The sequence below is a fragment of the Rhizobium sp. BT03 genome, assembly GCF_030053155.1.
Lineage (GTDB): Bacteria > Pseudomonadota > Alphaproteobacteria > Rhizobiales > Rhizobiaceae > Rhizobium.
This window is the reverse complement of sequence record NZ_CP125640.1, coordinates 4,468,288-4,491,283: the sequence shown is the minus strand read 5'-3', so window position 1 is coordinate 4,491,283 and position 22,996 is coordinate 4,468,288. Positions and strand designations below refer to the sequence as shown.

24 protein-coding genes and 1 other annotated feature are annotated in these 22,996 nt (G+C 62.2%); of the genes, 13 read left to right on the top strand and 11 right to left on the bottom strand.

The genetic code is table 11. The features are described from left to right. Positions 1-10: 10 nt before the first annotated feature. From QMO80_RS21815 to QMO80_RS21795, 5 genes are all read right to left on the bottom strand, one after another. Entirely contained in the window at positions 11-1,477 is a 1,467-nt protein-coding gene (locus tag QMO80_RS21815; RefSeq protein ID WP_283198343.1) for a SulP family inorganic anion transporter, read from the bottom strand. A 69-nt stretch (positions 1,478-1,546) separates the two neighbouring features. Beyond that, positions 1,547-1,602, bottom strand: a sequence feature (sul1 is cis-regulatory element that is thought to sense ions involved in sulfur or methionine metabolism; They are found in Alphaproteobacteria). Positions 1,603-1,673: 71 nt separating this feature from the next. Then, positions 1,674-1,925, bottom strand: coding sequence for a hypothetical protein (locus QMO80_RS21810; protein ID WP_283198342.1), 252 nt, complete (start codon positions 1,923-1,925; stop codon positions 1,674-1,676). A gap of 56 nt (positions 1,926-1,981) precedes the next feature. After that, positions 1,982-2,362 carry a response regulator gene (locus QMO80_RS21805; protein WP_283198341.1) on the bottom strand — a complete coding sequence of 127 codons (381 nt, stop codon included), beginning with the start codon at positions 2,360-2,362 and terminating at the stop codon, positions 1,982-1,984. A 256-nt stretch (positions 2,363-2,618) separates the two neighbouring features. Beyond that, positions 2,619-2,984 carry a DUF4087 domain-containing protein gene (locus QMO80_RS21800; protein ID WP_283198340.1) on the bottom strand — a complete coding sequence of 122 codons (366 nt, stop codon included), beginning with the start codon at positions 2,982-2,984 and terminating at the stop codon, positions 2,619-2,621. Between the two features lie 344 nt (positions 2,985-3,328). Next, positions 3,329-4,117 (bottom strand): DUF899 domain-containing protein, encoded by a 789-nt coding sequence (locus QMO80_RS21795; protein ID WP_283198339.1) that lies wholly within the window; start codon positions 4,115-4,117, stop codon positions 3,329-3,331. A gap of 259 nt (positions 4,118-4,376) precedes the next feature. On the opposite strand from QMO80_RS21795, the gene QMO80_RS21790 reads away from it, so the two are divergent. Together QMO80_RS21790 and QMO80_RS21785 are read left to right on the top strand one after the other, a co-directional pair. After that, the gene (locus QMO80_RS21790) at positions 4,377-5,147 is read left to right on the top strand and encodes an adenylate/guanylate cyclase domain-containing protein (RefSeq protein ID WP_283198338.1); all 771 of its coding nucleotides are present in this window, start codon (positions 4,377-4,379) and stop codon (positions 5,145-5,147) included. Positions 5,148-5,311: 164 nt separating this feature from the next. Then, positions 5,312-5,764, top strand: a complete 453-nt coding sequence (locus tag QMO80_RS21785; protein ID WP_283200252.1) for a DUF805 domain-containing protein — start codon at positions 5,312-5,314, stop codon at positions 5,762-5,764. Between the two features lie 25 nt (positions 5,765-5,789). Here the strand turns inward: QMO80_RS21785 and QMO80_RS21780 are convergent, their stop codons facing one another. Both QMO80_RS21780 and QMO80_RS21775 read right to left on the bottom strand, forming a co-directional pair. Beyond that, entirely contained in the window at positions 5,790-6,236 is a 447-nt protein-coding gene (locus tag QMO80_RS21780) for a DUF982 domain-containing protein (protein ID WP_283198337.1), read from the bottom strand. Positions 6,237-6,424: 188 nt separating this feature from the next. Continuing rightward, positions 6,425-6,766, bottom strand: coding sequence for a lipoprotein (locus QMO80_RS21775; protein WP_283198336.1), 342 nt, complete (start codon positions 6,764-6,766; stop codon positions 6,425-6,427). A gap of 215 nt (positions 6,767-6,981) precedes the next feature. Here QMO80_RS21775 and uvrB point away from each other — a divergent pair, with 215 nt between their 5' ends. Beyond that, positions 6,982-9,987: an excinuclease ABC subunit UvrB gene (gene uvrB / locus QMO80_RS21770; RefSeq protein WP_283198335.1), complete on the top strand. Its 3,006-nt coding sequence runs from the start codon at positions 6,982-6,984 to the stop codon at positions 9,985-9,987. Between the two features lie 225 nt (positions 9,988-10,212). On the opposite strand, the gene QMO80_RS21765 is transcribed toward uvrB, so the two are convergent. Continuing rightward, positions 10,213-10,935 (bottom strand): SOS response-associated peptidase, encoded by a 723-nt coding sequence (locus QMO80_RS21765; protein ID WP_283198334.1) that lies wholly within the window; start codon positions 10,933-10,935, stop codon positions 10,213-10,215. A gap of 257 nt (positions 10,936-11,192) precedes the next feature. Between QMO80_RS21765 and QMO80_RS21760 the strand changes: the two genes are divergently transcribed. The 5 genes from QMO80_RS21760 to dusA all read left to right on the top strand — a co-directional run bounded on the left by QMO80_RS21760 (position 11,193) and on the right by dusA (position 16,519). Next, entirely contained in the window at positions 11,193-11,579 is a 387-nt protein-coding gene (locus QMO80_RS21760) for a GNAT family N-acetyltransferase (RefSeq protein ID WP_283198333.1), read from the top strand. 382 nt (positions 11,580-11,961) lie between these two features. After that, positions 11,962-13,689 carry a cadherin domain-containing protein gene (locus QMO80_RS21755; RefSeq protein WP_283198332.1) on the top strand — a complete coding sequence of 576 codons (1,728 nt, stop codon included), beginning with the start codon at positions 11,962-11,964 and terminating at the stop codon, positions 13,687-13,689. A gap of 230 nt (positions 13,690-13,919) precedes the next feature. Next, positions 13,920-14,387, top strand: a complete 468-nt coding sequence (locus QMO80_RS21750) for a DUF3828 domain-containing protein (RefSeq protein ID WP_283198331.1) — start codon at positions 13,920-13,922, stop codon at positions 14,385-14,387. A gap of 735 nt (positions 14,388-15,122) precedes the next feature. Further along, the gene (locus QMO80_RS21745) at positions 15,123-15,335 is read left to right on the top strand and encodes a cold-shock protein (protein WP_003540801.1); all 213 of its coding nucleotides are present in this window, start codon (positions 15,123-15,125) and stop codon (positions 15,333-15,335) included. Positions 15,336-15,517: 182 nt separating this feature from the next. Beyond that, positions 15,518-16,519: a tRNA dihydrouridine(20/20a) synthase DusA gene (gene dusA, locus QMO80_RS21740; RefSeq protein ID WP_283198330.1), complete on the top strand. Its 1,002-nt coding sequence runs from the start codon at positions 15,518-15,520 to the stop codon at positions 16,517-16,519. 18 nt (positions 16,520-16,537) lie between these two features. Here the strand turns inward: dusA and QMO80_RS21735 are convergent, their stop codons facing one another. Continuing rightward, positions 16,538-17,497, bottom strand: coding sequence for a S1C family serine protease (locus tag QMO80_RS21735; RefSeq protein ID WP_283198329.1), 960 nt, complete (start codon positions 17,495-17,497; stop codon positions 16,538-16,540). A 366-nt stretch (positions 17,498-17,863) separates the two neighbouring features. Here QMO80_RS21735 and QMO80_RS21730 point away from each other — a divergent pair, with 366 nt between their 5' ends. The 3 genes from QMO80_RS21730 (at position 17,864) to QMO80_RS21720 (ending at position 19,475) form a co-directional block, all read left to right on the top strand. After that, on the top strand, positions 17,864-18,700 hold the full coding sequence (locus tag QMO80_RS21730) for an alpha/beta fold hydrolase (RefSeq protein ID WP_283198328.1): 837 nt from the start codon (positions 17,864-17,866) through the stop codon (positions 18,698-18,700). A 116-nt stretch (positions 18,701-18,816) separates the two neighbouring features. Beyond that, positions 18,817-19,050 (top strand): hypothetical protein, encoded by a 234-nt coding sequence (locus tag QMO80_RS21725; RefSeq protein ID WP_283198327.1) that lies wholly within the window; start codon positions 18,817-18,819, stop codon positions 19,048-19,050. Positions 19,051-19,259: 209 nt separating this feature from the next. Continuing rightward, positions 19,260-19,475: a hypothetical protein gene (locus tag QMO80_RS21720; RefSeq protein WP_283198326.1), complete on the top strand. Its 216-nt coding sequence runs from the start codon at positions 19,260-19,262 to the stop codon at positions 19,473-19,475. Between the two features lie 103 nt (positions 19,476-19,578). Here the strand turns inward: QMO80_RS21720 and QMO80_RS21715 are convergent, their stop codons facing one another. After that, positions 19,579-20,472, bottom strand: a complete 894-nt coding sequence (locus tag QMO80_RS21715; protein ID WP_283198325.1) for a hypothetical protein — start codon at positions 20,470-20,472, stop codon at positions 19,579-19,581. 199 nt (positions 20,473-20,671) lie between these two features. Between QMO80_RS21715 and QMO80_RS21710 the strand changes: the two genes are divergently transcribed. After that, positions 20,672-21,172, top strand: a complete 501-nt coding sequence (locus QMO80_RS21710; protein WP_283198324.1) for a BA14K family protein — start codon at positions 20,672-20,674, stop codon at positions 21,170-21,172. Between the two features lie 204 nt (positions 21,173-21,376). Next, positions 21,377-21,967, top strand: coding sequence for a GNAT family N-acetyltransferase (locus QMO80_RS21705; RefSeq protein WP_283198323.1), 591 nt, complete (start codon positions 21,377-21,379; stop codon positions 21,965-21,967). A 121-nt stretch (positions 21,968-22,088) separates the two neighbouring features. Here QMO80_RS21705 and QMO80_RS21700 read toward each other — a convergent pair whose 3' ends face one another. Then, positions 22,089-22,991 carry a DUF3313 domain-containing protein gene (locus QMO80_RS21700; protein ID WP_283198322.1) on the bottom strand — a complete coding sequence of 301 codons (903 nt, stop codon included), beginning with the start codon at positions 22,989-22,991 and terminating at the stop codon, positions 22,089-22,091. Positions 22,992-22,996: the final 5 nt, after the last annotated feature.

Sequence of the window (22,996 nt, the reverse complement as noted above, 5' to 3'; positions counted from 1 at the left end):
CGGTAACCCGTTACACCTCCTTCAGCACCACCTTGCCGTCGAGGCTTTCGATCAAGGTTGCACTCGCCTGATTGAGGCCTGCGACCTCAACGGCGATGCCATGTGCCTTGAATCGCTGCGCGACCTTGTCGAGCGCGGCGACAGCGGTGATATCCCAGAAATGCGCATCGGAGACGTCGATCAGCACGGTCTTGCCGATCGCGTCCTGAACGTCGAAGGCGTCGACGAAGACATCGGCGGAGGCAAAAAACACTTGGCCCGACACGCGATAGGCGCGCCGTCCGGCGGTTTGATCGGGCGCGACATCGATGCGCAGCAGGCGGGCGACCTTGAAGGTGAAGAACACGCCGCTGAGCAGCACCCCGACCGTCACGCCCAGCGCCAGATTGGCGGTGAAGACGGTGACCACGACGGTCGCCACCATGACGGCGCTCGACATCCGAGGATGGACCACCACGGCCCGGAGCGACGACCAGTCGAAGGTGTCGATCGAGACCATCACCATGATCGCCACCAGCGCCGCGACCGGAACCTCGGAAACCCATGGCTTCAGGAGCACCATCAGGATCAGCAGGAACGCGCCGGCAAACAGCGTCGAGAGCCGGCCGCGCCCGCCATATTTCACGTTGCTCACCGTCTGGCCGATCATGCCGCAGCCGGCGATGCCGCCGAACAGGCTCGCGGCCGCATTGGCAAGGCCGAGACCGGTGCATTCGCGGTTCTTCGAACTCGGCGTATCCGTCAGATCGTCGACGACGCTCGCCGTCATCATTGATTCCAGCAGCCCGACCATGGCGATGGCAAGCGCCGGGCCGGCGATGATCCGCAGCGTTTCCAGCGTCAGCGGCACTGCCGGCAAGCCGAATACCGGAAGCGAGTCCGGCAGCCGGCCGAGATCGGCGACGGTCAGAACGGGAAGCCCTGAAGATACCGAGGCGACGGTCAGGATCAGGACGCAGATCAGCGGCGACGGGATCGCCGTGGTGATCCGCGGCGTCAGATAAATGATGATAAGCCCGGCACCCAGCACGGCATATTCCATCCAGCCGGCGCCGATGATGTGCGGCATCTGCGCGGCAAAGATCAGGATGGCAAGCGCATTGACGAAGCCGGTGCGCACGGATTTCGAGACGAAACGCATCAGCACGCCGAGCCGCAGCAGGCCGAACACGATCTGCAGCAGCCCCGCCAGCAGCCCGGCCGCAAAGAGATAAGGCAGTCCATGGGCATGCACCAGCGGTGCCGCCACCAGTGCGACCGACCCGGCCGCCGCTGAAATCATCGCCGTGCGCCCGCCGGTAAACGCAATGACGATGCCGATGACGAAGGAGGCGAATAGGCCGACTTCTGGATCGACCCCCGCCACGAATGAAAAGGCGATGACCTCGGGGATCAGGGCGAAGGTCGCCACCGCCCCGGCAAGCATTTCGCGCATGGGATTGGCGGCCCAATCGCGACGGATAGAGGAAAGCAGCATGGGAGGGAGTCTCGCAAAGCATGGCCCGACACGCTCTGCCGAGCGGTCGCGTGATGGCGTGCAGGTTTGCGTTGTCTGGCGGATCGGCGGCCAGAAGAGCCACCCGGAGTCTCACCGGGTCCGTGGTGAATGCCTGGGGTATAGACGAGATTTTTGCCGCAGCGCAACATTCAAATGCGCAGGAATGAAGCCTTCTTCATTGCCAGAGGAAATCCGGGCCTGTGCTCTGGGACGTAAGCTTGAGTGTGCCGTCCGGCTGAACCACATAAGTTTCGAATACACGATAACCGAATTGACCGAGAAAGGTATTTTTGACCACAGTCCCCGGTCGATAGGGTGAATGAACGACCTTTCCGCCATAGGTCAGGCTACCCGAAAGAGGTTGAGGGTCTTCCGCGCTGGCGCACGCCGTGAGGGTGAAGAGAATGGCAAGGAGTGTGTGCTTCATCCGGATGATCTCCCAGGAAGGGTCCAGCGACGTGCACGACGTCAATCTCCTTTTTATCAGATCGCTGCCCTGCTGCTGTCGAAATCTTTGCGTCGGGCCGCCTCCGCTCGCGAGAGCGCGCTGACAATCCTTTCGTCCGTGAAAGGCTTGGAGATCACGTCGAGCGCTCCAGCGATACCGTTGCCGACACTTTCGGGACTGCCGGTCACGAAAATAACGTCCACGCCGAAGCGGTCGATCAGCCGGCGCGCAAGCTGAGCGCCGCTCGGCCCGTCGGAAAGGCTGAGATCGACGAGCGCCACATCGCTCTTGGGAGCATAGGCAAGAGCTTGTTCCACGGTTGAAACCGGCCCGACCGTCTGGTGTCCGGCCTGTTGCGCGATGCGTTCGAGCTCCAGAGCGATGATATTCTCATCTTCAACGATCATGACCTTCATGAATAGTCTCCCTGTCAAAGCCGGGTGGGCGGGCGCAATGCCGGTAGCGGATATAACGCGACTCACCACATAATGTTTCCACTCTGCATTGAATTTCTTTGAAGACCTCAGACGCTGTCGCCCGATACCGCCGTTACGGACGACGGCGCTTCGGCCGAGCGCAACAGACCGATCATGCCGGCGGCGCAGAAGTCTGGGCGCGTGCTGTAGCGGGAGGAGAGCGGATTTGTGCCGGCTTCGGCAGGCCCAGCTGTCCTCACTCGTCTCTGTCTAGGAACCAGCTGATGGCGGCGTCGTTCCGGCACCGCGAGAGCGGCAATTGCCGCACGGAATGAATGCGGGTAATCCCACCCTCGCCGTCCGTGTCGACGTCCATGCAAGCGCAGGCATAGCCGTGCGTGGCATGGGTGTAGACGTATTCGCCGGTCGTCAGATCCGGAATCTTGTCCATTCCCTCGGCCTTGTAGCCGCTGCCATTCTCCATGATGGTCCAGCCGCCGCCGGCATCCATGAGCGACCAGTTGGCCGTCGAGGGATTGTCCAGCCAGCCGCAGCGCCGTTCGGCATGCGCCGCGGCGGGCGCGAGAAGCATCATCAAAACAAGCGCATGCAATCTGGTCATCGGCCCCTCCGCGTCGCCGGCCACTATGCATGGTCGGCGGCCGGCAAGGCAACAGAGGTTATTCCGGACACCTGCGCCTGACCCGGCCTCCAACCGGTGCCATCCACCCGCCCTCGTCCTCCGAGGCCCCTGCGGGGCACCTCAGGATGAGGGCTGATCGCCGTGCTGCGTGGCTCCAAGACTGATCCTTGTGCCATGCCACGGCTCCAGATGAGACCAGCCGCGACCTCTCTCCAGCCTCATCCTGAGGTGCCCCGCAGGGGCCTCGAAGGACGGGGCTGGCCACCAACCCTCCATGGCATCCAACCGGCGCCCAGTCCGGCCACCCGGCCAAGAATGTGGGCCTAAGATTTCGCCTTGGCGCTTTCCTCCCGGAACGCCGCCTCGCCGGCATCGGAGACTTCGACCCATTTCTTATCGGGCTCGGCGTCGGCGACATAGGCGTCGTGCCAGTTCCACCATTTGTAGGTCGGGGTCTGGGGATAGCCCTCCGGCGAATCCTCCCAGACTTCCTGACGGCCGAGCGGGGTGATGTCGAGATAGTTCCAGGTGCCGCCCATCTGCTCGTCGCCGCGATTGTTGATGAAATAGGTGCGGAAGATGCGCTCGCCGTCGCGGTAGAACACGTTGGTGCCGTGCCACTCGTCGACGCCGAAATCCTTGTCGAAATCGTCGGTGATCGTCACCCACGGCATCGTCCATCCCATTCGCGCTTTCAGCCGGGCGATATCGGCTTGCGGTGCGCGCGAGGCGAAGACCAGCGTCGTGTCGCGAGCGTTGAGATGGGCGACATGCGCGACCTGATCGGCCACCATCGAGCAGCCCCGGCAGGCATGTTCGGGCCAGCCGAACACGCCGGGCTCGTAGAAGGCGCGGTAGACAATCAACTGATGGCGCCCCTCGAAGAGGTCGAGCAGGCTGACCCTGCCCTCCGGCCCTTCGAAGACATAGGTCTTCTCCACCGCCGTCCACGGCATGCGCCGCCGCTGGGCGGCAAGCGCGTCGCGGGCGCGAGTCTGAGCCTTCTCCTTCACCAGCAGTTGCTTTCGGGCGGCCTCCCAGGCCTCCGGCGATACCACGGCGGGTTTCTGGGTGGGCTGTCCGCCCGTTCCATTTTCGGCTGTCGCAGTCATCGTTTCGATCTCCTCATTGGAGCGAATTTCCGTGCCTCGTCATCGAACCGCGGTTCTTCGCGCATTGGTCGGACATAGTTTCGCAGCGGAATTCGAACAGTGGGAGTAACAAGTGTGACCGCATTTCAACGGCGGTCCGTTGAAGCAACGTGTCGGAAGTTCGAGCAATCATCGCTGATCCCAAGTCAAAGGGATGAGTTGCCAAAAGCCGCGGACTGACGGAAGCTTGACGCCGGCCATTGTGGACGGATTGCGCGAGATGACGACAGAATCCATTTCCAGGGAGCCGGCCAGCCACGGCAGCGCCAGGATCTGCCGCGGCTGCTGGGACCAGATGCATATGCCGATCCCCATCGGCGGCCCGCTCGCTTTGCCCTTCCGCGCCTTCGGCATCACCCGCAGCAAGATGAACCCCGATATCTGCACGATCTGCGAACGTTCCTTCCAATATGTCAAAAAGCAGCGCCAGATCACCGTCGACGCCACCATCCTGTTTGCCGACATCAGGGGCTTCACGGATCTGTCCGAGCGCATCGAGGCGGTACAGTTGAGCGAGATCGTCAGCCTGTTCCAGGATCGCTGCGCCCAGGCGATCTGGGCGCATGACGGCATCGTCAACAAGCAGATGGGCGACGGCCTGATGGCGATCTTCAATTTCCCGATCGTCAGCAAGGATCACGCTGCGGCGGCGATCCTGGCGGCGCAGGCGATCCAACGAAACTGCGCAGCGGCGCTGAATAGCCTGGCGCCCGACGCTCTGCCCGGCCGGCCCCTGGGTGTCGGCGTCGGCATTCATTCCGGCGAGGTGCAGATCGGCGAATTCTCCAGCTTCCGCAGCGACTTCACCGCCATCGGCGGCGTCGTCAACCAGGCCGCCAGGCTGGAATCCCAGGCCGCGGCGGGCGAGATCCTGGTCTCGGCGGATACGGCGGCGAAGGCTCCCGACTTGGCGGCAGGCGCCGAAACCCGCATGCTGGCCCTGAAGGGCATCGAGCAGCCGGTGCAGGCACGTGTGCTGGTCAAGCACTGAGCGACTGCTCGTGCCACGGCCTTCTTGAAGTATCATCCCACCCTCAACGCGGTAGCCGCGGTTTTTCACGCTGTGATTGCCGAACGCACCACCTTGCAAGCCGATTAATCGTCCCGAAACGACCGTTGCTTATCGTTAGGCCGTTTAAATCGTCGGGGTATCTTATGGGTAGTTTTTCTCTGTTTCACTGGTTGATCATCTTGGTCCCGCTCAGCGTGGGGTTGATCCTCGCCTTCAAAAAACCGGCGGCCGGGCCGAACCGTTTCGGTGACCTGCCGCAGGCAATGGGTTTCGGCCAGGCGATCAGCAGTTTTTTCAGGAAATATGTGGATTTCACCGGCAGAGCGAGCCGATCGGAATTCTGGTTTTCGACGCTCTTCGTCGTTCTCGTCAGCTTCGCTTTGTACCTTATCGAGCCAACCGGAGCATTGGGCGGAATTTGGTCGTTGGCGGTGTTCCTCCCGTCAATCGCCATGGCCGCCCGCCGACTGCACGACATCAACCGCAGCGGCTGGTTCCAGTTGTTTGCGCTGTTGGTTCCCATTGGAACGATTGTCGTCCTCGCCTGGTATTGCAAAGCGCCGGCTGCGGCGGATTCAAGGGCGTCCGTTTTCTGAGGCGTCGACCATAATATCTTCGGCGTTACAGGCTGTCGGTCGCATGGCCGACACCGTCCTCACGATCGTTGATCGCCACGCCGGCTTCCAGCGCCGCGAGGATAAAAGCCTGCCGCACGGTCTCGGCCGGCATGCGGCCCGCAAGCCAGGCGCGGCAGAAATCGATGGCCCTCTGCTGATGAACGCCGTCATGAATCGGCCAGTCGGAGACGAGTGCATAAAGCGCATCCTGCGGTGAGCGGAGAACCAGCCGTTCGCCGGCATCAAGATCGATCGAGATCGTTTTTTTCCAGAAGGCGGAATGGTCGCTAATGGCAGTCGCACCTGAAGTGAATTGACCAGGACTAACTGCGGAAGACCGATCTCGGTTCCAGCGTGGGTCCGGTGGCATCACTGTTTGGAGAGGGCATACGCCGACATCGGAAGGATGCAAGGAGCAGCGTTGCGGCGCGTCCTTCGAGGCTCCGCCCATGGGCTTCACGCCTCAGGACGAGGAGCGTCGGGAATGCCGCGCCAGCGCTCAAGAGAGGCCTTGAGATGACCGCCGGAACCCAAGAGAGCCTCATCCTGAGGTGCCCCGCAGGGGCCTCGAAGGACGAGGCGGGTGCGCCGACCTGGCGGTGCCACGTCTCCTGGCAATGGAGCCGCGGCCGCCCGCTGTCAGGCGGGCAGCTTGCAACCCTTGCTCATGCCGGCGGACTGCATGGCGGAAACCTTGCCTTTTGATGCGGCAATTTCGCCTTCCTTGTCTCCTCCGGCAACGCTGCCAATCGGGACGCCGACGAGAAAAACGCCGAAGGCATCGCCGTTCGCCGCACTGATCTGCTGCTTCGACAAGTCGTCCAGCTTGGCCCGCTCCTTCTTGAGTTCGGCGGCAAGAGCTCCACAGCTGAGGTTCGTATAGGCCGCCATTGGAATATCGACCTGCACGATGGCGTCTGGACGTTTGGCGCAGCCGGTGAGTGCCGCCGTCGCCGCGAATGCGATGATAATCTTTTTCATGAATAGTCCCCAATTCCCGCAGTAGCTGTAACATTGCCGCCCGCAATGCGGGAGGCAACCCGCCCTTCAACCACAGACTTTTTATTTAACTCGCTCAAGAGCTGATTGCGGGCTCTCAGCGCTCACCATTATTCACCAATCCGAACGATTCATTCGTTTCCCTTTTGTACTCCTCCCCTCTTCCCTTTCGCGCTGACTCTCTCCATATTCCCGCCATGGCCAAATCTCCGAAGAAATCCCCCGCCCCGAATGGCTTCGAGGAAGCCCCGCAATCGTCCTTTGAAGGCGCGCCCCTCTCCGGCTCCGTCGCCGATTGGGTGAAGCAGTTGGAGGCCGATGCAGAAGCGTCGGGCGTCGAGAGCCAGCGCGATATCGCCTCCAAGGCCGGCAAGCATCGCAAGGCGGTGGAAAACCAGGCGCGCAAGCATTCGGAAGCCGTCAGCGTCAACAAGAAGGCAACGGCGAGCAAGACCGCGCGCGGCGTCTCGATCGGCGGCTCAACCGATCCGAAGACCCGCGCCGCTGCCGGCCTGAACCCGGTGGCGGGTCTCGACATCTCGCTGGAGGATGCCGACAAGCTCTCGCCCGGCGGCGTTACCGCCACGGTCGAGGCGCTGTCGGCGCTGATCGAGAGTGGCAACCCGCTGCACAAGAACGGCAAGATCTGGACGCCGCACCGCCCTGCCCGCCCGGACAAATCCGAAGGCGGCATCCGCATCCTGATGAAGTCGGATTACGAGCCGGCCGGCGACCAGCCGACCGCCATCCGCGATCTCGTCGAGGGGCTGGAGAATGGTGACCGCAGCCAGGTGCTGCTCGGCGTCACCGGCTCCGGCAAGACCTTCACCATGGCCAAGGTGATCGAGGCGACGCAACGTCCGGCCGTCATCCTGGCGCCGAACAAAACGCTGGCCGCCCAGCTCTATTCGGAATTCAAGAATTTCTTCCCCGACAATGCGGTGGAATATTTCGTTTCCTACTACGATTATTACCAGCCGGAAGCCTATGTGCCTCGCTCCGACACCTATATCGAGAAGGAAAGCTCGATCAACGAGCAGATCGACCGCATGCGCCACTCGGCGACGCGCTCGCTGCTCGAACGCGACGACTGCATCATCGTCGCCTCGGTCTCCTGCATTTACGGTATCGGCTCGGTTGAGACCTATACGGCGATGACATTCCAGATGTCGGTCGGCGACCGGCTGGACCAGCGCCAGCTGCTGGCCGACCTCGTCGCCCAGCAATATAAGCGCCGCGACATGGATTTCACCCGCGGCTCCTTCCGCGTGCGCGGTGACACGATCGAACTCTTCCCCGCCCACCTGGAGGATGCCGCCTGGCGCATCTCGATGTTCGGCGACGAGATCGACGCCATCACCGAATTCGATCCCTTGACCGGCCAGAAGGTCGGCGATCTGAAATCGGTGAAGATCTACGCCAATTCGCACTATGTCACCCCGCGCCCGACGCTGAACGGCGCCATCAAGTCGATCAAGGAGGAGCTCAGGCTTCGCCTCGCCGAGCTTGAGAAGGCCGGCCGCCTGCTGGAGGCCCAGCGCCTGGAACAGCGCACCCGCTACGATATCGAGATGCTCGAAGCCACCGGGTCCTGCCAGGGCATCGAGAACTATTCGCGTTATCTCACCGGCCGCGACCCCGGCGATCCGCCGCCGACCCTGTTCGAATACATCCCCGACAACGCCCTCGTCTTCATCGACGAAAGCCATGTCACCGTGCCGCAGATCGGCGGCATGTATCGAGGCGACTTCCGCCGCAAGGCGACGCTGGCCGAATATGGCTTCCGCCTGCCCTCCTGCATGGACAACCGGCCGCTGCGCTTCGAGGAATGGGACGCCATGCGCCCCGACACCATTGCCGTCTCGGCCACCCCGGGCGGCTGGGAGATGGAACAATCCGGCGGCGTCTTCGCCGAACAGGTGATCCGCCCGACTGGCCTGATCGACCCGCCGGTCGAGGTCCGCTCGGCCCGCACTCAGGTCGACGACGTGCTCGGCGAGATCCGCGAAACCGCCGCCAAGGGCTACCGCACCCTCTGCACCGTGCTGACCAAGCGCATGGCCGAGGACCTGACCGAATATCTGCATGAACAAGGTGTGCGCGTCCGCTACATGCACTCCGACATCGACACGCTGGAGCGTATCGAGATCATCCGCGACCTGCGCCTCGGCGCCTTCGACGTGCTCGTCGGCATCAACCTGCTGCGCGAGGGCCTCGACATTCCCGAATGCGGCTTCGTCGCCATCCTCGACGCCGACAAGGAAGGCTTCCTGCGTTCCGAGACATCGCTGATCCAGACCATCGGCCGCGCCGCGCGTAACGTCGACGGCAAGGTCATCCTCTATGCCGACCAGGTCACCGGCTCGATGAAGCGGGCGATGGAGGAAACCGGCCGCCGCCGCGAAAAGCAGATGGCCTATAACCTCGAAAACGGCATCACCCCGGAATCCGTCAAGGCCAAGATCTCCGACATCCTCGACAGCGTCTACGAACGCGACCACGTCCGCGCCGATATCTCCGGCGTCTCGGGCAAGGGCTTCGCCGATGGCGGCAACCTTGTCGGCAACAACCTGCAGGCCCATCTCAACGCGCTCGAAAAAAGCATGCGCGACGCCGCCGCCGACCTCGACTTCGAAAAAGCCGCCCGCCTCCGCGACGAAATCAAGCGCCTCAAGGCCGCCGAACTGGCCGTCATGGACGACCCGATGGCGAGAGAAGAGTCGAAGGCCATGGAAGGCATCAAGCGGAATGCCAAGGCGACCCGCGAGTCCCTTCTCCCCGCCGGGGAGAAGGTGCCCGGCAGGGCGGATGAGGGGGCCACGCCCTCCTACTTCTCTCGACCCAGCCTCGACGACATGGGCCCAGGCACCGACACGACCACGCCCCTCTTCCGCAAGCCCCACCTCGACGAAATGGGCCGCGACCCCACCACCCCCGCCGGCAAGAGCCTCTTCCGCAAGAACGACCTAGACGAAATGACGGTCGGCCGCACGGAGAAGCCGGTCACCGGACAGGTGCCGGAAAAGCCCGATGCCGCCAAGGGCACGAAGCGGTTTTCACCACTGCTGGAGGGCCAGCCGGAAGGCGATGACGGCGTGCGGCCGGTGGTGCGCGGGAAGGTGGGAGCCGGGAGTTACGAGGATCCGGGCGAGCAGAAGCGCAAGGGACGGACGAAGGGCAAGACTGGGCGGCCGGGGCGGTAGCGAACGCTACTACCTCATAGCCGCCGAAATCCCGGATGCGACGCTGAGACTGTTTGCGAAGGGCATTATTAAGGAACGATCCGAGAAGCGTTCCCATATCGTCTTGCATGCGTTTCCTCTTCTCGTGAGGATGTCTCTGCCGCATGGTTTCGTGAATGGCTCCGCCCGAGCCGGCAATTCAGAGCAATCCGGACAAAACCGCCGCGCGCTTTTGTCAGGATTGCTCTAGATCAGCGTCGGCTCCGGATCGTCCTCGACCTCTTCGATAATCTCCGGCCTGTCGTTCTTCGGAGAGCCGACATCCCGGCCGATCTTCCACATCGTCATCAACTCCGCCGGGAAAGGTTTCATGAGATCGTAAGGGTCCGGCTCAGCCGACAGCCATCTCTCGTAATCCGCGCGATGCAGGATGACGGGCATGCGGTCATGGATCGTCGCCATCATCTCGTTCGGCTCACAGGTGACGACGGCAAAGTTGCGGATGGACACGCCCCTCTCATCCGTCCACGTCTCCCAGATGCCGGCGAGCGCAAAAGGCGAGCCGTCGGTCATGGCGATGGCATAGGGCTGTTTGTTCTTGCCGGTCCCGTGAATGTCCTTCCATTCGAAGAAGCCATTGATCGGAATGAGGCAGCGACGCGATCGGTATGCCGAGCGGAACATGCCGTTGCCGCTGATCGTCTCGCATCGAACATTGACTGGCGGCGGCCTGCCGCCGGGTTTCGCCCAGGAAGGCATCAGACCCCAGCGCGCGGTCACGAATATGGGGCCAGACGTATCGGGTTCGCGCACGATATCCCTGATGATAATAGGGTAATCTTGTGACGGCGCCCCATTCCAGCGGGGAAAGCGATTTCCCAGCCCGTCGATATCGCCGCCCTTCACCGCAAAGGCGAAATTGCCAATCATTTCTTCAAGCGAAGTTTTGACGAAGATGCGTCCGCACATTGTGCTTCCTGTCGATGGAGTATTAGATGTTCCGATTATGTTCTCGGCATAGATGTCGTCAACGAAGCGTCAGTTGTGGCCGTTCAGGAATGCCCCTCGCGGCCAGGATGACACAGAAATGAAGGATGAGAAGTGGGCGCCCTCACGTCGAGGCCGAGGGGAGGCCTGCCCCATCAATCGGTCTATTGCGAAGCAAGCCGAATTGGCGGAAAAAACACGTCAGGCAAGCGGCGTGACAAACGAATCGGAAACCACCCATGCCCGAACTCCGCATCGACCCCTTCCCCTCGCCCGCCGAACTCAACGACCTCTGGTCGGCAGCCTGGAACACGCCTGAAGCACCGGATTTCTCCCGCATCCTCCCCCGCAGCCTCACCCATATCGGTGCCTATCACGACGACACACTCGTCGGCTTCGTCAACGTCGCCTGGGATGGCGGCATCCATGCCTTCATTCTCGACACCTCAGTGCATTCCGACCTGCGCCGGCAGGGGATTGCGACGCGGCTGGTCAGGGAAGCGACGAGAGTTGCGCGGGAGCGCGGCGCTGAGTGGATGCATGTCGATTTCGAACCGCACCTGACCGGCTTCTACCGCGCCTGCGGATTTACCCCCACCGCGGCGGGCCTCGTCAAGCTCGCATGAGACGCCTCGCCGAAGGCGGCCGCTAACCGGCAAGCATCAAGCCCGTGATCGGGCGGACGGCGCGCAGACGGCAATGCCAAAGCACGCCAGATGAATGCAGTTTTTCCACGCTTATACCGCGAGCTTATGATCGCATAGGGAGGGTATGAATTAAAAGACTAAAATACGACTTTTGGTTTGCAAATTCAAAGTCCTTCTCCAGTATTTCAGCCTTACTTTTTCGTTAAAAAACCAAGAAAAAATCACAATTTTTCATTGAAAACATCACGGTTGATTGGCATAGATCCCCGTGGGGTTGTCTTCCGCCGAACCAATATAACAGTTCTTCCGCGGATTTCTCATATTGCAAAGTACAACGCATCTATTGGGGGTAATTTTAAATATGGCCGTGAATATACTGGATACCAACGGCGCCACAGTCACGAAGACCGGCGCCGAGTTCGAAGCGTATGACGTCATCCGCGACTCCGCTGCCAACCCTTCCGCACCTGTCACCCTCGTCGTCTCCGATTCCAGCCTGGCAGATCTGGCCGACGAACTGGGCTCGGCTTCCGCGAATGTGACCGGCTCGGGCGGCGACAACACGATCGCGACGGGCGCAGGCAACGACAACATCAATGGTGGTGACGGCGCAGACACGCTGAGCGGCGGTGCCGGAAACGATCTGATCCAGGGCGGAGTTGGTAATGACACGCTGAATGGCGGGGACGGCAATGACATGCTTTGGGGCGACATCGGAAATGACGTCATCAGAGGCGGCACGGGCAACGATACGATCTCCGATGACGACCGCTTCAGCTTTACCCCTGCGGTCTTTAACATCGATGCGGGCGACGGCGACGATGCCATAACGGTGGATACATTCTCTTCACTGAATTCCGGAACGATCGATGGCGGTGCCGGGACCGATACGCTGCAAGCCCCGTCGCTCCGGGGCCTGACGATTAAGAACATCGAAATCCTTGAAACGGCGGGCTCTTGGGTTGCAGGGTCAAGCGCGCAGTTCGAAAGCTTTGACAAGATCGTCTGGTCAACCGATCCGTTCCCCAATTTTAACCCCTCGTTGGCAGTGACGGACAGTGTCCACCTCGATCTTTCCGACGAGTTGGGAGATCGCGGATCTTTCATCCACGGCGATGCCTTCGGCATTGACGTCAAGACCGGCGGCGGCGACGACGAGTTTTTTGGCACCGATGGCAACGACATTTTCGACGGCAGCGGCGGCAACGACATCCTCAATGGCGAGGCCGGCAACGACAAACTGACCGGCGGCGCAGGCAACGACGCCATCAACGGCGGCGCCGGCATCGACACGGCGGTCTTCTCAGGCAATTTCGCCAATTATTCCTTCGCATCGAACAACGGCGATCACATCCTGACGAGCGCCGCGGAAGGGATGGATACGCTGACAGACGTCGAATTCGCCCGTTTTGCCGATGGCGTCTACAACTTCGCCACGGAAACTTTCACGCTCGACGGCAGCAATACCGCACCGACCAACATCCAGCTCTCCAAAACCGCCCTCTCCGAGGACACCCCGATCTGGACGACGGTCGGTCTGCTGAGCGCCAAGGATGCCGACGGCGACAAGCTTACCTACAAGCTCATCGACGGAGCGGACGATCACTTTCGGATCAACGGCAACCGCATCGTCACCTCCAAGACCTTCGACTACGAGACGGACAAATCCCACACGATCAAGGTTGCCGTCTCCGACGGCAAGGTCACCGTCGAAAAGGACATCACCATCAACGTGCTCGACGTCAACGAAACGCCGATCAACCAGGCTCCGATCAAGCTCTCGTTCTCGCGCAGCTCGGTCTCCGAGAACGTCGCGATCGGCACATCGGTCGGTCTTCTCTCGGCCATCGATCCGGAAGGCGGCGTGGTGAAGTGGCGGCTGACCGACGATGCGAACGGCATCTTCAAGCTCGTCGGCAACAAGATTCAGACAAAGGCTGCGATCGACTTCGAAAGCAACCACAGCCTGACCTTCACAGCCGAAGCCTATGACGCGGCTGGAAACACCACCAGCCACGACTTCACGCTTGCCGTGAAGGACGTCTTCGAGCCGTCGTTTTCGAGCCTGTCGCATGAGGCATTGATCTAACCGCGATAGGATCGCCGGTGGACGCAGAGATGCGTCACCGGCGATCTCGACAAAAGGTTGGACTTCCCGTGTGGCTACTGTAATCCCACCGACCGAACTTTCCTGATACCCTCAGACACCTGCCGGAGACGGCAAGGCCGGCGGCCACTCCCAGGCAGCCCCTCCCAAAATGCACCTCCACCTCGACGCCGGTTTCGGTTATGATTTCCACCCGTCCGAGGAGAGCCCGCATGCGTCTGCCCACATTTATCCTGGCCCTTGCCGTGTCGGCGCTCGCAGCCCTGCCCGCATCGGCCGAGACGTACAAGACACCAAAAGCGCTGCTCAAGGCGCTCTACAGTTACAACACCGACAACAGCGACGCCGAGGCGCCCTCGCCTTATTCGATCTTCTTCTCCGACCATCTGAACGAGCTCCTCCAGGCCGACCTCGACAACACGCCTGAGGGCGATGTCGGCGCGATCGACTTCGATCCCGTCATTGCGGGCCAGGACGGCAAGGCAAGCGATGTCAGGATTGGCCAGCCGATCTTGCTGGATGACAAGGCCGAAGTGGAGGTGCAGTTCGAAAACGGCGAAGAGGTGACGCTCTTCTACACGCTGGTGCGCCAGCATGGTGGCTGGAAGGTCGACGATATCGCCAATCAGAAGGGGGATAATCCGTGGAGCCTGAGCGCGTTGCTGGGTGATGCGCAGTAGGCGATTGTCAATGGCCCCAAGATCAGCTCTCATGGGGAGGAGGCCCGAAGCGCCGTCTCGAACCACGAGGGCGGGCGTGGAAACCTCTGATGCACTGCATCCAGAATCCAGGCGATGGCGCCGGTGGCCGCCCTCGTCTTTCGAGGCTTCAGCCTTTGGCTTCCGCACCTCAAGATGAGGGCGGCGCCAGGGGCACGGGTTCCCCCCAGGGCTTACCCCCGCCACCGACACCAGCCCACCGGCCATCCGCCCTCGTGGTTCGAGACGAACCTGCGCACCTCCTCACCATGAGGGCTGATTGGTGTACAGAAGCAGCAGGCGCCGCCATGATAAAATCCACACCGGTCGCCGAATCCGCCCTTCATCCCGTTTCGGCACGGAATCCCGCTATGGCACAGCTATGCAAGAAACCGCTAATTCTTCGTCAAGTATCTGAATCTTCGACATTTCCCGTCATCGATGCAGACATGCCAAAATAATCCCGCTTGCTTTTTGCCCGAAAAGCTGGCACCAATTCGCCTACTCGGGCATTTGCATGCCGGTGACTGGACTGATGTGGTAATCCCTTCCGTTTGGAAGGCGGCGCGGGACTACCCGCCTACGTAGACGTTCTTTCCCCGTACGTGACTTCTCCGACTGACCCTTCGTCCCAATCGATCGGGACGAAAGCTAAAGCCGTCCGCTTCCTCTCGGGGGCGCGGATACTACACAGACTAAGGGAAAAGGACGATCCCAATGGCCACCAAGGGCACCGTAAAATTCTTCAACCAGGACAAGGGTTTTGGTTTCATCACGCCGGACGGCGGCGCAAAGGACGTTTTCGTCCACATCTCTGCGCTGCAGGCTTCCGGCATCCAGTCGCTGCGCGAAGGCCAGCAGGTTACCTTCGACACCGAGCCGGACCGCATGGGCAAGGGCCCGAAGGCCGTCAACATCTCGGCTTCGTAAGTCAGATTTCCGCTTTGGCGGTATGGACGGCGCTCCGCAAGGGGCGCCGTTTCTGTTTGCGGCGGGAGCGTCATTTGTCGATCGCACCGCCAGATGTTATATGCGCGCTTGATGAATGATCCCGCCCCGCGGCGGCGCGGCACCCTTGCGGCGCCCAGAGAACAACGAATAATGGAACGTCGATGACGCAGAAGAGCCCGATTTTCGCGGTCGCCCCGATGATCGACTGGACGGATCGGCATTGCCGCTATTTTCACCGCCAGATCAGCCGGCAGGCGCTGCTCTATACCGAGATGGTGGTGGCCGATGCGATCATCCATGGTCCGCGCGACCGGCTGCTCGGCCATGACACAGCGGAGCATCCGCTGGCCCTGCAGCTCGGCGGATCGGACCCGGCAAAGCTTGCCGAGGCGGTGAAGATTGCCGAGCCCTACGGCTATGACGAGATCAATCTCAATGTCGGCTGCCCCTCCGACCGGGTGCAGTCGGGCACATTCGGCGCCTGCCTGATGCTGACGCCGGAGATGGTGGCCGAATGCATCGCGGCGATGAAGAGGGTTGCGACCGTACCGGTGACGGTGAAATGCCGCATCGGCGTCGACGAGCAGGAGCCGGAACAGGCGCTGCCGGAACTCATCACCCGCGTTCTCGACGCCGGCGCCGACGCGATCTGGATCCATGCCCGCAAAGCCTGGCTGAAGGGCCTGAGCCCGAAGGAGAATCGCGAGATCCCGCCGCTCGACTATGAGATCGTCTATCGGATGAAACAGCGCTGGCCCGATGTCTTCATCGGCATCAACGGCGGCATCCGCACGCTCGATGAAGCCGCCGCCCATCTCGCCCATGTCGACGGCGTCATGCTGGGCCGCGCCGCCTATCAGAATGCGGCGATCCTTTCCGAAGTCGACCAGCGATTCTTCGGCGCCCCCGCAGGAGAGCCGGACTGGGAAGGCCTGCGCGACCGGATGATGGCCTATGCCGAACGCCATATCGCCAGCGGCGGCCGGCTGCAGCACGTGGCCCGCCACATGGTCGGTCTCTTCACCGGCCTGCCCGGCGCCCGGCGCTACCGCCAGATCCTCTCGACCGACGCGGCGAAAACCGGTGCCGGGCCGGAGGTGCTGGCGGCAGCCTTTGCCGCTGTGGATTTTTCGGGGACGGAGCAGGAGGCGGTCAGCGCCTGACGGTGCGTGATGTCCCTGTCATGACGTCCGCGCCATCGGCAGCAAGGTCTTCTTCTCGATCCGGCCCGCCACCGAAAACACCAGGATCTCCGTCTCCCTGCCGATCCGGCTGCCGTCCATCAATCGGACGATATCGTCGACGCCGCCGACCGGGCTGCCGTCGATGGCGAGGATATAGTCGCCCTCCTGCAGCCCGCCCTTTGCCGCCGGCCCGTCCCGCTCGACGCGGCGGATGCGAACGGAGGTCGTCTGGGCCGTGCCCGCCGCGAGCGCCACCCGGCGCGGCAGCACGATCGTATCGCCTGAAATACCGATGAAGGCGCGCCTGACCTGGCCGTAGCGGAGAATTTCCGAAACGACGAAATTGGCGGTATTCGAGGCCACGGCGAAGGCGATGCTCTGCGCGCCCTGGATGACGGCGGTGTTGACGCCGATCACCTCGCCACCCGAAGACACCAGCGGCCCGCCTGAATTGCCGGGATTGAGCGCCGCATCGGTCTGGATGACGTCCTCCATCAGGCGGCCGCTCGCTGCCCGCATCGACCGGCCGAGTGCCGAGACGATACCGGCGGTGACAGTCCATTCGAAACCGAGCGGGTTTCCGATCGCGATGGCGATATGGCCCCGGCGCAGGCGCTGGGAATCCCCGAGCTTGGCCCAGGCGCCGGTGCTTGTATTGGCGCGAATGAGGGCAATGTCGGTATCGACATCGCGGCCGAGCACCCGGCCCTCGGTGACGAAGCCATCGGGCGTGGTGATGCGAACGACCTTGGCGTCGTCGACGACATGGCTGTTGGTGACGATCAAGCCGTCGGGCGAGATGGCGAAGCCCGACCCGTGCCCCTGCCGGCCGCCGACCCTCTCGATCCGGCTGACCGCCGGCCCGACGATGTCGACTGCTGCTGCGATCGATTGCGAATAGGCATCGATCAGCGCCCCGTCATTCTGAGGCACGATCTCCTTGTCCATATAACCCATGATCTGGTCCTCAGGCGGCAAACGGCCGTCCCGCCGCCGGCGAAGCGGCCGCGGTTGCGACGGTTCGCCATGGTGATGATGTGTAGTGGGTTAGATGGTTGGGCGATGAACCACGTTCAAGGGCGCGCCGGCGGCGCCGTCTGTCGCGGCGTCCTGTAACGCATCGACCAGGAATGGCCGGCTGTGGTCTGGCCTCATTATAAAATTCTGTTATGTGAATTGAATATAAAGATCAGCTTGATGACGACATCCGCATATTCAAACCTGGCCGCGCGCAGCAGTGCCTATCGCCTTGCCAATTTTGCCGGCAACGGCACAAACTTCTGACCGCTTTAGCCCAACCCAACCCCATCGAGGAGCCCAGACATGAGCACAGTCACCACCAAGGACGGCGTCGAAATCTTCTACAAGGATTGGGGGCCGAAGACCGCCCAGCCGATCATGTTCCATCACGGCTGGCCGCTCTGCTCCGACGACTGGGACGCCCAGATGCTGTTCTTCCTCGATAAGGGCTACCGGGTCGTCGCCCACGACCGGCGCGGCCATGGCCGCTCCACCCAGGTGGGCGACGGTCACGACATGGATCACTACGCCGCCGACGCCGCAGCCGTCGTCGAGCATCTCGATCTCAGGAATACCGTCCATATCGGCCACTCCACCGGCGGCGGTGAAGCGACCCATTATGTCGCCCGCCATGGCCAGCCGCAGGGCCGCGTCGCCAAGCTCGTCATTATCGGCGCCGTGCCGCCGATCATGGTGAAAACGGCTGCCAACCCGGGCGGCCTGCCGATCGAGGTCTTCGATGATCTGCGCCGGCAGCTCGCCGCCAGTCGCTCGCAATTCTACCGCGACCTTCCGGCCGGCCCGTTCTACAGCTTCAACCGGCCGGGTGCGAAAGTCTCGGAACCAGTGATCGACAATTGGTGGCGTCAGGGCATGATCGGCGGCGCCAAGGCCCATTACGACGGCATTAAGGCCTTTTCGGAAACCGACTTCACCGAGGACCTGAAGATCATCACCGTGCCGACCTTCGTCATGCACGGCGACGATGATCAGATCGTGCCGATCGCCGACTCCGCCCTGCTCTCCTCCAAGCTGCTGCAGAACGCCACGCTGAAGGTCTACGAGAAATTTCCGCACGGCATGTGCACCACTCACGCCGACATCATCAATCCCGACATCCTCGCCTTCATCAAGGGCTGACCGATCAATCCGCCGGGCGCCGATCAGGCGCCCGGCGGCCGGCATGACTGCGCGGTGAAATCATCATCCGCCGGCTACAACAAACGGGTGCCGCGCCCGAGCAGGCCGATGGATTGATGGCAGGTTACGCATTTTCGCATGAAACCGTTTTCGCCGCTTTGCGTTTAGCGGCCATGACCAGAGAACGTGAACCCTCATCAAAGGCTTACCGGCAGGATCGTTTCGAAAACACCGAGCGAGCCGCCAAGGAAACCATCGAGGCCGAGCAACGGGCCCGCCGGGAGAAAACCAAGCGGCTGAAAGAACTGCGTCTGTCGAAGCAAAGCGGCAAGGATCCCGCACCCAGGTAGACCTCCTCACGCGCGCTCCCTGTCAGGCCGACGCCCCCATCGGTCTCATACCCAGCTGCGCCGCCCTCGCCCCCATCTTTCCTGACGTGCGCACGCGCGCCCAAATAGTTTTTGAACATCGGACGTTCGCCCATCTTGCAGAGCAAAGATCGCGAAATTATCTTTTTTTCACCGATAGCGATTCACCGCATCGAAAAGGGCAGATTGCGATGTCAGACAAGCTGTTCAGCACGCGTGACGAACCGCTCGCCTCCGAAGATCTCGATGTGTGCAGGCGTGTCCATGAAGCACTGTGTAGCGAGCTAGATATGGACAGATCGGGCGAGGAAGCCGCCCGCCTCGGCGCCCTTATCATCGAGCTTTACCGGCAAGGCGTGCATGACGAGAACCAGCTTCGATTGCTGGCTGGCGGAAGGCGAGGCTGACCGGGCGCGTCAGGCGACGCCCGGCCTCCCCTTCTTCTCCGCGCCCCTGACCTTCCTCGTCACGGTCGGGATAGGGACGGACGTTTTCCAATGATCGGCGCGATCAGAGGCCGGTGTTTTCCGTGCTCGTCGGCGCCGAGGTTTCCGTCGGATCGATGGCGGGCGTGGTTTCGGTCGTTCCCGAGACCTCTTCCGTGCTGCCGGTGTCGGCTTCCGGCGTCTCCGCAGTCACCGCAGGATCTGTCGTCTCGCCGCCCTCGGCCGCATCGCCGGTCTCGGTTCCGCCTGCAGGGGTTTCCGCCGCCGGGGCCTGCGCCGCCATGGTCTCCCGCATCTGGTCAATCGTGCCGACCGCCGTACCGACGCCCAGCGTATCCTTTGCCCAGTTGAGGGCCTCAGGGCTGACCGTGCCGGTCTTGGTGGCGGAGCCGAGCGCCGCCGCCAGCGCCGCGTCGCCAAGAGCGGGATCGTCGGCGGGCGGGGCAGCGCCGTTGGCCAGTTCGTACTGCGCATAGGCGGTAGCGAATGCCGAGATCGCCGACATGCGCGGATCCGCCGTGTTCATCAGCGCATGGAAGTTGCGTTTGAGCGAATTGAGACCGGCGAGCTCGGCCGCTGGCTTCTTCGCCGGCTTTGCCGCAGGCACCGAGGCGATGGCCGTCTTCTTGGCCGGGCCCTTCGTGCTGACGGTCTGCTTAGCCGACTTCGCTCCGCCGGCCCGGCCGGTCTGGACCGCTTTGCCGGCGCCCTTGGCACTACGTCCGTTTTCGGTCTTGCCGCTGGAGTGGGTGCTGCTCTTGCTGCCGCCGCCGCTATTGCTGCTACCACCACCGTGGCTGCCACTGTTGCCGCTGCCGCCGCCACCTCCGTTGCCGCCGCCGCCTCCGTTGCCGCCCTTGGCGAACGCTGGCGAGAGATCGGGAGATACAATGGTGAGAGGTGAAAGCGCCACTGTCGTGGAGAGACAAAGAACCCCGAGAAGCCTGGAGAGCCGCATGATAATCCTTCCGCACTGGAGTGCTGTTGCAGCAGGATTGAACCAGCAGTCTCATAAAGATCTAATTGAGCATCTGCTTTCAATTTGAACTTCCTGCCGAATATTTCGGCGAGAAATGCCTCCATCATTCCCAGAATGAAACTAAATCCCTTCCCTTGCGTTATCCCCTCGATACATCCGTTTACCCAAGGTGAGTGAAATGAACAAATTCGCCATCATTGCCCTGTCGATAGCGACGGCCTTCTCCGGAATGCCGGCATCGGCAGGCCCCGTCTTTGTGCCGAGCCCGGCGCAGCAGGCGGCCGCGCAGCCAGTCCCCGGAGGTGGCGAGGCCAGGATCATCACCGTCGGCTGCAATAACTTCACGAACTGCCCTGGCCAGTTTGGCAACAATGACGACTGGTATCGCAAACGCCACCACTACCGCGACCGCAGCTACTATCGGGACCGAGACTACTATCGCGGCGACCGCTACGGCCGGCGTTATGGTCACCGCTATCATCATGACAATACCGGCGCCATCATCGGCGGCCTGGCGGCCGGCGCCCTGATCGGCGGCATCATCGCCTCGCAGCCGCGCGCCTACCGTTCCACCGGCTACAGCTCGCACGCCGAATATTGCTACGCCCGCTATCGGTCGTACCGCGCCTACGACAACACCTACCAGCCGAACTACGGCCCGCGCCGCCAGTGCCGGTAAACCGATCCACCAGCATCAAGCCTCGCATGAAGATGCGGGGCTTTTTGATCTGGCACGGGGAACGGTTGCGCCACCGGCAATGCCCATGCCCCAAACAACTCGTTTCGCTTCTCAATGGCCCTCAATCGTGCTTGTCTGCGGCTCTCGGCCGCGCGGATCGAACCTGCTGAATTGCCCCGCCGCCTGATATTGCGTGGGTGATCGATGACATCTGGAGATAGAGCAAGGGCCGTCGGCCATATCGTCCTGCTTGCGCCGGATCTTGAAAACCTGTCGGGCTTCGAATCGGCACTCGCCGCCGGCTGGTCCCTCGATCCGCGCCGGGCCGGCGACCAAGCCTATATTTTCGGCGAACTCCAGCGGCTACGTCAGGACAGATCAGGGTTTCTCGACGGCCTCGTTTCTGATGGCGAGCGGCACGCCGGGTTGAAACCACCGCCGCTGATCACGCGTCTGTTCTGGATCTGGGACAGGGAATTCTGTGGCAGCATCAGCCTGCGTTTTCAAGCAGGTACTGAGGCGTTGCCGCCCGCGGTCTCGGGCCATGTGGGCTACTCGGTCGTGCCATGGAAGCAACGCAAGGGATACGCAACCACCGCCCTGAAACTGCTTTTGATAGTAGCAGCAAAGGAAGGTCTCGACCGCCTCATCATCCTTTGCAACGAGGGCAACCATGCCTCCCGGCGCGTGATCGAGAGCAATGGCGGCGAATTCTTCCGGCGCGGCCCGCATCCCTCCGACAGGCCAGGTCAGATCAAACTGTATTTCTGGCTGAGGCCCGGAGCCGCCGGCTGAATGCGCGACGGATCTTTAACGGACGGAGCATAATCCTTGCCGCCCTTGCTCCGTCCGTCCCGTCAGCCTGGGGCGGGCTGAGTGCTGTCACAGCAGCTGCCGGCACCGCCGCGCATCCCTCTCAGTAGGTGGCGGCCGGCTTCGGCTTCTTCTCGGTCCATTGCGGCGGCGCACCGTATTTGGCGGCTACAGCGCCCATCAATCCGGGCGACCGCCCGAAGGCATCGCAGGCAGCGTATTTCGGTTTTCCGCCGAGCCAGGATTTCATCCGCTGGCCGGAAGGAAGTGAAAGGTCCAGCCCCTTCGGTTCTTTGCGTGCGATCAGCATTCGGGAAAATTCGCTGCTGAACTTCGAGGCAAGGCCATAGGCGTCGCCCACTTCGGAAACGCGCGGCTCGTTCTGCAGCGAGTTCGCCCCGCGCGACCAGACCATCGCCGCCCGCTGCACGCCCGAGCCGTCCACCGCTTCCGCCTCGACGGCCAGCCCGCCGAGCCCGACCGGCAGGCGCGGCACGCCGACCGGCAGCGCGAAGCCGCTGCCGACGGTCACGACAGTAGAAACGCCGGCCATTGCCTTGTTGGTCGGCACGATGTCGGTAACGACCGAGCGGATCGTCAGGTCGGCAGGCTCGCCCGGTGCCACTATCCGGTATTTGTCGCTGAGCGAGATGCAGAGCGCCCGGTCGAGCGCATTCGACACCATCGTCCGGTCATCAGGCGATTTGATCCGGGTCGCGGCGCTGAAGGCAAAGGTGGTCGGGGCGATGGCGACCGTCTTCGCCGGCGCAAGACCGGCGCCATCGACATAGATGCGCGATTTCTGAAGCTTGCCCTTGGGCGGGCCGAGATTGGAATAGGAAGAAAGCGTGCCCGCTTGCTTCAGCGGCACCGCGCTGCACCCGGCCGCAGCCGCCGCAAGCGCCAGCGGCAGGGCAAGGGAAAAAAACTTCGAAATCCGCTTTGAAAAGGATGAAGTGAATGGATTGCTGCGCACTCTGTCTGGCCTCCATCGCCGATAGCGCATAACCC